General features: G+C 36.1%; 2 protein-coding genes. Both read left to right on the top strand.

What is annotated here, in order from left to right:
• Positions 1-94: 94 nt before the first annotated feature.
• Positions 95-694, top strand: coding sequence for a recombinase family protein (locus ABT114_RS50300; protein WP_351154080.1), 600 nt, complete (start codon positions 95-97; stop codon positions 692-694).
• Positions 695-1,272: 578 nt separating this feature from the next.
• Positions 1,273-2,111 (top strand): replication initiation protein (locus ABT114_RS50295; RefSeq protein ID WP_351154077.1); only part of this gene is annotated, 839 nt, incomplete at its 3' end.

The raw sequence follows: 2,111 nt of genomic DNA, 5'->3' as shown, positions 1-2,111 counted from the left end.
GATTTATAAAGTGAAACCTGAGAAACTATCTGAATTACTTAAAACGTTGGACGAATTGGCAGAAGCAAATAATGTTAAAGAGGGGGAGTAGAAAATGGCAAAATTAGGTTGTGCTCGTGTTTCAAGCAAAGAACAGAACCTAGACCGCCAGTTAGAAGCCTTACAGGACGTTTCTAAGGTGTTTTCAGATAAGGCAAGCGGACAATCTACTGAACGTCCTCAATTACAAGACATGCTGACTTATTTACGTGAGGGTGATATTGTCGTGGTGACAGAATTAGACCGCTTAGGACGAAATAACAAAGAATTAACCGAACTGATGAACCAAATTCAACAAAAAGGCGCAACGCTGGAAGTCTTAAACTTGCCGTCCATGACAGGGATTGAAGACGATAATTTAAGGCGTTTAATTAATAACTTGATGATTGAATTGTACAAATACCAAGCAGAAAGTGAACGAAAGCGGATTAAAGAACGGCAAGCCCAAGGTATTGCCATTGCCAAACAACGGGGACGATTTAAAGGACGAAAAAAGAAATATTCTTTTAAAGATGAGGGATTGCAACATGCCTTTGACTTATACCAACAAGGATTAACAGAAAAAGAAATCGAGCGTAAAACTGGAATTAATCGAACGACTTTTCGACGTTATCGTCAAAAATATAACGTGGTAAGAGAAGACAGAAAAGAATAAGCTGATATTAGCCCTCAGAAGGGCTTTTTCTTTTAACTATGATATTTATTACCAACTCACGTTTAAAATGTCTTAGAATACAAAATATGAGTTTCTAGGACTATTTAAAGCTTTTCATCTAAACAAATTATTCACGATCGTGAGGGAGTTTTTCTTAGTGGCAGAATGTATCACATCAAAAAGTAACGTGTACAAGCGGAGCGACAAGAGCAAACAGGGAGTTAAAAATCAGAACACCAATTCAATGGTTTTGACTTTTTCTTTTGACCTTGATTTTTAATTTTTGAAAAAAATAAAAAAAGGCGAAGCCTATATTAATTTATCATATATATTTTAATCTTTTGTTCTTTTGCGTCAAAAAAAAGTGAGTGTTTTCAAGGGGTTAAAGAATAATATGTGGAGAAAAAACTGTTTATATATGGAGAAAAAACTGTTTATATATGGAGAAAAAACTGTTTATACATGGAGAATGTCTATTATCTTCTCCATGTATTATGGTATAATAAAAGCATGAAGAAACACTTTTCGTCGAGAGAATCTTCATGCGTATCTAAAAACACTCAAAGGAGCGTATTTCTATGTCTAGTATACCAAAAAATGAACAAAATCAGAAGCAGGTGCAAATCTTGAACGAATTATCAAAACGAAAAGTAGTGGAGCATAATTCTTTAATCACATCTATTGCCAAAATGGATAAAACCCCACTGAAAATGTTTGAATTAGCCGTATCGTGCATTGATACAGAAGAACCACCAAAAGATCATACGGTTTATTTGTCAAAAGCAGAACTGTTTGCCTTTTTTAAAGTGGACGACAGCAATAAACACACACGTTTTAAACAGGCAGTCGAGAATATGCAGAAACAAGCCTTTTTCAAAATTAAAGAAAAAAAAGAACATGGATTTGAATTTGAAAATATTGTGCCGATTCCCTATGTTAAGTGGACGGATTATCATGATGAGGTAACGATCCGATTTAGTCCTGAAATTATGCCGTATTTAATCAATTTAAAACAAAATTTCACGCAACACGCTTTGTCTGATCTTGCAGAACTCAATAGCAAGTATTCCATTATCTTGTATCGCTGGTTATCTATGAATTATAACCAGTACGAGCATTATAGTTACAAGGGCGGGCGCCGAGAAGAACAAGTGGAAGCCTACCGCAATCCTTCAATTTCAATCCGAGAATTACGAGAAATGACGGATATAGTCAATGAATATAAACTTTTTGCAGATTTAGAAAAATGGATATTAAAAAAACCTTTGGAAGAAATCAATGATCATACTTCTTTTACCGTGACGTATGACAAAGTCAAAAAGGGGCGCTCGATTGATTCTATTGTCCGTGCGGGCGTCCACGGCGACCTGCTGCGCATCAGCGTCTACGACGACGGCCGCGGCCTGCCCCCCGAAAC

Source organism: Streptomyces sp. NPDC002088 (assembly GCF_040296605.1).
Lineage (GTDB): Bacteria > Actinomycetota > Actinomycetes > Streptomycetales > Streptomycetaceae > Streptomyces.
Note: the sequence above shows the minus strand (reverse complement) of the source record. Positions and strands in the feature narration are given on the sequence as shown.

Excerpts from the sequence above, each read along its gene's own strand:
- ABT114_RS50300 (WP_351154080.1), top strand. The coding sequence starts at position 95 with ATGGCAAAATTAGGTTGTGCTCGTGTTTCAAGCAAAGAACAGAACCTA.